Here is a 6843-nt window from a genome sequence, read left to right as displayed (position 1 = left end):
AGGGCTAAATTTCAGATTTCGAGCCGTTGAAAAGGCGATTTTTTTGGGAAAAGCGGTAGGGACACACTGCGTGTGTCCGAATTTTAACCTATTGAAATAATTTGATTCTATAACGGACACACGCAGTGTGTCCCTACGTTCTGTTAAAATTTCTGTTTTTGTGCATTTGCTACATAATACCGTACATAAACATTTTTTTATTTCACACAGGCTATGATGATTGGCGAGTCCTGTAACCGCAATGAGCATGGCGAAGCCTGATAAGGTGGGTAATTTGCGAAAATATTCGTACACCAAGCAAAATACCGAAAAATCTGACCGCACTTTTAAAAGACATAAGAATGTGGATGAACAGACATACCTTTCCTGACTCGTTAAGGAGAGAAAAGCATCAGTGTTTGAACCATTGTCAAGCCTTATAAAAGTGCGATACACTACGCAGGTTTTTTATTTTTAGTACTAGGACAAAAAATGACTGATTCTCAACTTGATGTTCAAATCGAAGACACATCGTCAAATTTACAAAAATTGACGAATAATAAGGAAATTATCGCTTACTTAGCTGAAAAGTTTCCGCTTTGCTTTATTTTAGAGGGGGAAGCAAAACCGCTAAAAATTGGTTTGTTTCAAGATTTAGCGGAAGCGCTAAAAGATGATGAGCGTGTAAGTAAAACCCAATTGCGTCATGCACTTCGTCAATACACATCAAACTGGCGCTATTTACACGGCTGTCGTGAGGGTGCAGTGCGTGTTGATTTGTATGGTCATTCTGCCGGTGTTTTAGAGGCCGAACATGTCGCCCATGCTGCACAGCAACTTGCTGAAGCGAAAGCAAAGTTTGCTGAAAAACGTAAGGCTGAATTAGCGGAGAAAAAGGCGCAGCAAAAACGTCAACCTCGTCGTCAAAATTTTTCAAAAGCACCACATAAGCCAAGGGTTGAATTAACTGCGGTTGATTTTTCTTCACTTTCTACCGGTGATTCTGTGAAAGTAAAAGTTGGGGATAAGGCGAAGAAAGGTACTATCGTTGAAGTGTTGAAAGATTCGGCTCGTGTTGAGCTTGAAAATGGCTTAGTGATGAACGTTACCGTAGATCACTTGTTTTCATAGCATTGATATTTTAATTATCGGGAAAAGTGAAATGAAATTTACGATGTCCAGAAGTATTTTGGCAACCGCTGTATTCGGTGCGTTGTTTTTTCATTCCGGTGTGAGCTTTGCTGTTGCACCCAAATTGAAATTGAGTGATATTCAACCCCCTGTCGTCACGGAGGAAAATCAATTGGCGACAAAACGTGCTACAACACGCTTAACGCAATCTCATTATCGTAAGTTTCAGCTTGATGATGCTTTTTCCGAACAAGTTTTCGATCGTTATATTAAAAACCTTGATTATAGTCGTAATACTTTTTTGCAATCGGATATTGATGCGTTACGCCAAAAATATGGTGCACAACTTGATGATCAGCTCAATCAAGGTGATCTCTCGGCGGCTTTTGCAATTTATGATTTAATGATGAAACGTCGATATGAGCGTTATGCTTATGCCCTTTCATTATTGGATAAAGAGCCTAATTTAAATGGTCAAGATCAAATTGAAATTGATCGTGAAAAAGCGGCATTTCCTAAAACGGAAGAAGAGGCGAATCGTCTTTGGGAAGAACGTGTGAAAAACGATGTGATCAATTTGAAATTGAAAGACAAAAAATGGTCGGAGATCAAAGATAAATTGACAAAGCGCTATAATCTGGCTATTCGTCGTTTAACCCAAACGAAAGCGGATGATATTGTTCAGGCTTACTTAAATGCATTTTCGCGTGAAATTGATCCCCATACCAGCTATCTTGCGCCACGTACTGCGAAAAGTTTTAATGAAAGTATGAATCTTTCATTAGAAGGGATTGGGGCAACGTTGCAGTCAGAAGATGATGAAACCATCATTAAATCCCTTGTTCCAGGGGCACCGGCTGAGCGTAGCAAAAAATTAAAAGCAGGCGATAAAATTATTGGTGTAGGTCAAGAGAAAGGCGAAATTGAAGATGTCATTGGTTGGCGTTTGGAAGACATTGTTGACAAAATAAAGGGTAAAAAAGGGACAAAAGTTCGTTTAGAAATTGAACCGGCTAATGGGGGCAAATCTCGTATTGTGACTTTAGTGCGTGATAAAGTACGTATTGAAGATCAGGCTGCGAAATTAACCGTTGAGAAAGTGGATGGCGAAAATATTGGGGTGATTAAAATTCCAAGTTTTTACATCGGTTTAACGGAAGATGTGAAAAAATTATTAATTCAAGCTGAGAAAAAACACGTGAAAGGATTAATCGTGGACTTGCGTGAAAATGGTGGCGGTGCTTTGACAGAGGCGGTGGCATTGAGTGGATTATTTATTACAGATGGACCGATAGTGCAAGTTCGTGATGCCTATCAACGTATTCGGGTACACGAAGATGATGACCGTACAGAACAATACAAAGGTCCGTTAATTGTGATGATTAATCGTTTCAGTGCATCGGCATCTGAAATTTTTGCAGCGGCAATGCAAGATTATAATCGAGGGATTATTGTGGGGCAGAATACCTTCGGAAAAGGAACCGTGCAGCAAAGCCGTTCACTGAATTTCGTTTACGATTTAGATCAAACCCCACTTGGTATTTTGCAATATACGATTCAAAAGTTTTATCGAATTAATGGTGGCTCTACGCAATTAAAAGGTGTGGCGGCAGACATTAAATTCCCTGAAATTATTGATGCGAAAGAAAATGGCGAGGAAAAAGAAGATAATGCGCTTCCTTGGGATAAAATTCCGGCAGCGACTTATGCTGAAGTGGGTAATGTTCGTCAATATATCCCGGAGTTAGAGAAAAATCATCAGCAGCGTATAGTGAAAGATCCGGAATTTATTGCGCTAAATGAAGAATTGAAAATTCGTGATGAACGGCGAGATCGCAAATTTATGTCGTTGAATTACCAAGTGCGTAAAGCAGAAAATGATCGTGATGATGCAAGACGTTTGAAAGATATTAATGATCGTTTTAAACGTGAAGGTAAGAAACCGTTGAAAGATATTGATGCTTTACCAAAAGACTATGAAGCACCGGATTTTTTCTTAAAAGAGGTTGAAAAGATGGCGGTTGATTTAGTGAAATTAACTGGAAAGCAACAAAAAATAAATGTTGGTATTCAGCAGGAAATAAAAAAATAGAAGTAAAAAATCATTAAATGTTGACCGCACTTTTATAAAGTGCGGTCTATTTCATAAAATCTTTAAAGGAATTTTTATGTTGAAAGGAACATTAAAATCAGGTGCATTGGTATTATCTTTGTCAATGATAACATCCGGTTGCGCTTTAGCGGAGTGGGCAAAGAATGCAACGTCAAATCAGCCGTTGTCAATGATTGATATGTCAAAACTTTCACCGGAAGAACGGGCGAAGTTAGAAGCTGAAATAAGAGAAGATCAATCTCGTTTAATGGAAGAAAAGCAGGCAATGCTTGAAATGTCGCTTATTCATGAAATTGGCGAACAAAATTTACAGTTTAAATCAGTTCTTGCAAAACTTTATGCGGATAATAAATACGATTTATTATGGCAGGATAAAGAGGCGGAAAAACAATTTTTACGTGAATATGCCGCTATGGTTGCAAGCGGTGTTTCTAAACGTTCGGCACAATCGCTGGAAAATTTAAATCAGGCAGAACAAAACGGTGGTTTAGCTTATGATGTGTTACTAAGCGATGCCTTTTTAGACTATATTTATTACAGTACAAATGTTTCCCGGCAAGCTCAACGTTGGCTATATGGTTCAAGTTCATATAAGGCGCAATTACCGAGTGATGAACAAATTCAGCAGTGGTTAAGTGCGGTTAAAAATAACGATGTTTTAGCTTATGTGAAAGGTTTATCTACGGATAATTCACATTATCGCCAAACCGTTCTTGCTTTATCCTCAATGATTTCAGATTTGGGAATAACACCAACAGGCAAAAAATTAGCGATTAATGCCCAACGCTTGCGCGTTATTCCTGATTTTCACAATGGTATTTTTGTGAATATTCCAAGTTATCAATTGCAATATTATCGTGACGGGAGATTGGTATTGGAATCTCGGGTCATTGTTGGCAAAGATCAGCGCCGTACGCCGGTGATGTATAGTAAATTAAGCAATGTTGTGGTGAATCCACCATGGAATGCGCCTACACGTTTGGTTAACGAAGACATTGTGCCAAAATTAAAACGTGATCCGGGTTATGCTGCCGCGCATAGTTATAGTATTCTTGATAGTAAAGGAAATAGTATTGATCCTTATTCCATTGACTGGAATAAAATTGGCAAAAATTTCCCTTATCGCATTCGTCAGGCTCCGGGGGACAGCGCACTAGGCAATTATAAATTTAATATGCCGAGTTCTGATGCCATTTATCTCCATGACACACCGAATCGCAGTCTTTTCTCACGTAAAGATCGAGCATTAAGCTCAGGCTGTGTTCGTGTGGAAAAGTCCTCCCAGCTGGCTGATATTTTGCTCAAGGAAGCGGGCTGGTCAGAGAATCGGAAACAGAGCGTTTTAGCAAGTAAAAAAACAACTTCAGCCAATATTCGTTCGGATAATCCTGTTTTCTTATATTATGTCACTGCGTGGGTTGAGAACGGTCAAACGAAAGTATTACCGGATATTTACAAATATGACAATGCGGTTAGTAATGATGAAATAAACTGGCATACTGTAAAAAAATATCTTTAATATTAACCGCACTTTAGGGATGAATTAAGTGGTATTTTTTAAGTCGAAAAGCGAAGGAAAGAAAGGAGAGAAAAATATGGATAAAATCAATCAAAGCCGCCGAAGATGGTTATCCTTAGGGGGCGTTGTGTTAGGTGCGAGTATGCTTCCAAATACTGTTTTGGCGATGGTTTCTACGCCTAAACCACGTATTTTGGCATTTCGTAATATCAACACGGGTGAGCGTTTGAGTGCGACATTTTCACCAAATGGTGGTTTTTCTACCACAATGTTGAAAAAACTGGATTATTTCATGCGTGATAAACGCACAAATCAAGTTCATCGTATGGATCCTAATTTGTTTATGAAGTTTTATCGTATTCAAAGCCGGTTAGGATTACAAACTGCGGAGATCCAAATCATTTGTGGTTATCGCTCTCCGGCGACAAATGCTATGCGTCATCGTCAAAGCCGTGGGGTGGCGAGTAATAGTTACCATATGAAAGGTCAAGCGATTGATTTTCGCATTGAGGGCGTACCGCTTGCTAAAATCAAACAATCGGCAGAAGGGTTGAATAATGGTGGGGTAGGGTTTTATCCTCGCAGTAATTTTGTTCACGTGGATACCGGTCCGGTAAGAACTTGGCGTGGTGTGTAAAAATTGAAAAAATCAACCGCACTTTGGGTGCGGTTTTTGTTTGTTAGGAGAGAAGTATGAATATTGAGATAATTCCGGTAACGGTATTTCAACAAAATTGTTCATTGATTTGGGATGATGAAAAAAATGCGGCAATTATTGATCCCGGAGGTGAAACGGAAAAACTAATTCAGCGAGTTGAAGCGCTTGATTTAAATTTAAAGGTGATTTTATTGACTCATGCCCATCTTGATCACGTGGGGGCGGCAATGCAGTTGAAAGATTATTTTAATGTAGACATTTGGGGACCGCAGGAAGAGGATCAATTTTTATTTGAAAGTTTACCCGAACAGGCAGAACGTTTTGGCTTGCCATATATCGAAGCTTTTTTACCGGACCGTTGGCTGTATGAAGGGGACGTGATTAATATTGGTGATATTCAATTTGATATTTTGCATTTACCGGGTCATACCCCGGGACATATTGGCTTTATTGAGCAAGAAAAGAAGGCCTCATTTACCGGAGATGTATTATTTCAGGGCGGTATTGGGCGAACGGATTTTCCTCGGGGAAACTATGAACAGCTTATCTCATCGATTCGGGAGAAATTATTTAAACTCAGTGATGATATGATCATTATTGCAGGTCATGGGCCTTACACAACGATTGGGCGAGAAAAAGCCGATAATCCTTTTTTAAAATGAAAAATAAGGTGTATGTTTTGGTCTAACCCTCAAAATGAGCGAAGCTGTCTCAGTAGAAAAGAGTCTGTTTTTGAACATTTCTCGCTTAAAAGATACTTGTACTTAGTCATAAAAAATCTGCCCTTAATCTGTTTGCCTTTGGCGTCGCTTTTGGGGGCAGATTTGTTTTTCATACTTTTTTAGAACATACTCCGTCCGCTTTCTGTTTTTTCAGGCACTGATTGAATGACATCCCAATGTTCTACAATTTTCCCCTCTTTATCAAAACGGAAAATATCCACCACTGCTTCACCAAGATCGTCATCATTTAACTGACTATGCACATGTAGAGCAACAAAATCGCCGTCAGCCAATACTCGTTTTACGGTCGCTTTCGATGTTGGATGAGCTTTTAAAAAGGGGGCAAAAGCGTCAATAAAGGCTTGTTTACCATCTGCCACGGTTGGATTGTGCTGTAAATATTCCTTGCCGATATATTTATCGCTAGCTTCTTGTAACTTATGTTGGTTGAACACCATTTCATAGAAATCCAGTGCGGCTGCTTTGTTTTGCTCTGGTGTTGAGGCAAATAAAGTAGTTGAAAAGGCGAAAAGTGCGGTCGTTAAAATGGCTTTTTCCGGTATTATGTAGCAAATGCATAAAACAGAAATTTTAACCAAAACATAGGGACACACTGCGTGTGTCCGTTATAAAATCAAATTATTTCAATAGGTTAAAACTCGGACACACGCAGTGTGTCCCTACAAGATAACAAAAAACAACGTTGTGCAACTGCTACATA

6 protein-coding genes are annotated in these 6843 nt (G+C 39.1%); 5 read left to right on the top strand and 1 reads right to left on the bottom strand.

Annotation, left to right across the window (positions count from 1 at the left end; all coding sequences use genetic code 11):
• Positions 1–471: 471 nt before the first annotated feature.
• From proQ to BKK50_RS11600, 5 genes are all read left to right on the top strand, one after another.
• Positions 472–1110, top strand: coding sequence for an RNA chaperone ProQ (gene proQ, locus BKK50_RS11620; protein WP_077418297.1), 639 nt, complete (start codon positions 472–474; stop codon positions 1108–1110).
• 31 nt (positions 1111–1141) lie between these two features.
• Positions 1142–3202, top strand: coding sequence for a carboxy terminal-processing peptidase (gene prc / locus BKK50_RS11615; protein WP_077418294.1), 2061 nt, complete (start codon positions 1142–1144; stop codon positions 3200–3202).
• Between the two features lie 76 nt (positions 3203–3278).
• Positions 3279–4742, top strand: a complete 1464-nt coding sequence (locus tag BKK50_RS11610) for a L,D-transpeptidase family protein (protein WP_077418291.1) — start codon at positions 3279–3281, stop codon at positions 4740–4742.
• A gap of 76 nt (positions 4743–4818) precedes the next feature.
• Positions 4819–5379 carry a peptidoglycan L,D-endopeptidase MepK gene (gene mepK / locus BKK50_RS11605; RefSeq protein ID WP_077418288.1) on the top strand — a complete coding sequence of 187 codons (561 nt, stop codon included), beginning with the start codon at positions 4819–4821 and terminating at the stop codon, positions 5377–5379.
• 56 nt (positions 5380–5435) lie between these two features.
• Positions 5436–6062, top strand: coding sequence for an MBL fold metallo-hydrolase (locus BKK50_RS11600; RefSeq protein WP_077418286.1), 627 nt, complete (start codon positions 5436–5438; stop codon positions 6060–6062).
• Positions 6063–6241: 179 nt separating this feature from the next.
• On the opposite strand, the gene BKK50_RS11595 is transcribed toward BKK50_RS11600, so the two are convergent.
• On the bottom strand, positions 6242–6685 hold the full coding sequence (locus tag BKK50_RS11595) for a nuclear transport factor 2 family protein (protein WP_077418300.1): 444 nt from the start codon (positions 6683–6685) through the stop codon (positions 6242–6244).
• Between the last annotated feature and the right edge of the window lie 158 nt (positions 6686–6843).

The sequence above is a fragment of the Rodentibacter rarus genome (genome assembly GCF_001998965.1).
In the GTDB taxonomy this organism is placed as follows: domain Bacteria; phylum Pseudomonadota; class Gammaproteobacteria; order Enterobacterales; family Pasteurellaceae; genus Rodentibacter; species Rodentibacter rarus.
This window is presented reverse-complemented; position numbering and strand designations above follow the sequence as displayed.

Excerpts from the sequence above, each read along its gene's own strand:
- BKK50_RS11600 (WP_077418286.1), top strand. The coding sequence starts at position 5,436 with ATGAATATTGAGATAATTCCGGTAACGGTATTTCAACAAAATTGTTCA.
- BKK50_RS11610 (WP_077418291.1), top strand. The coding sequence starts at position 3,279 with ATGTTGAAAGGAACATTAAAATCAGGTGCATTGGTATTATCTTTGTCA.
- proQ (WP_077418297.1), top strand. The coding sequence starts at position 472 with ATGACTGATTCTCAACTTGATGTTCAAATCGAAGACACATCGTCAAAT.
- mepK (WP_077418288.1), top strand. The coding sequence starts at position 4,819 with ATGGATAAAATCAATCAAAGCCGCCGAAGATGGTTATCCTTAGGGGGC.
- prc (WP_077418294.1), top strand. The coding sequence starts at position 1,142 with ATGAAATTTACGATGTCCAGAAGTATTTTGGCAACCGCTGTATTCGGT.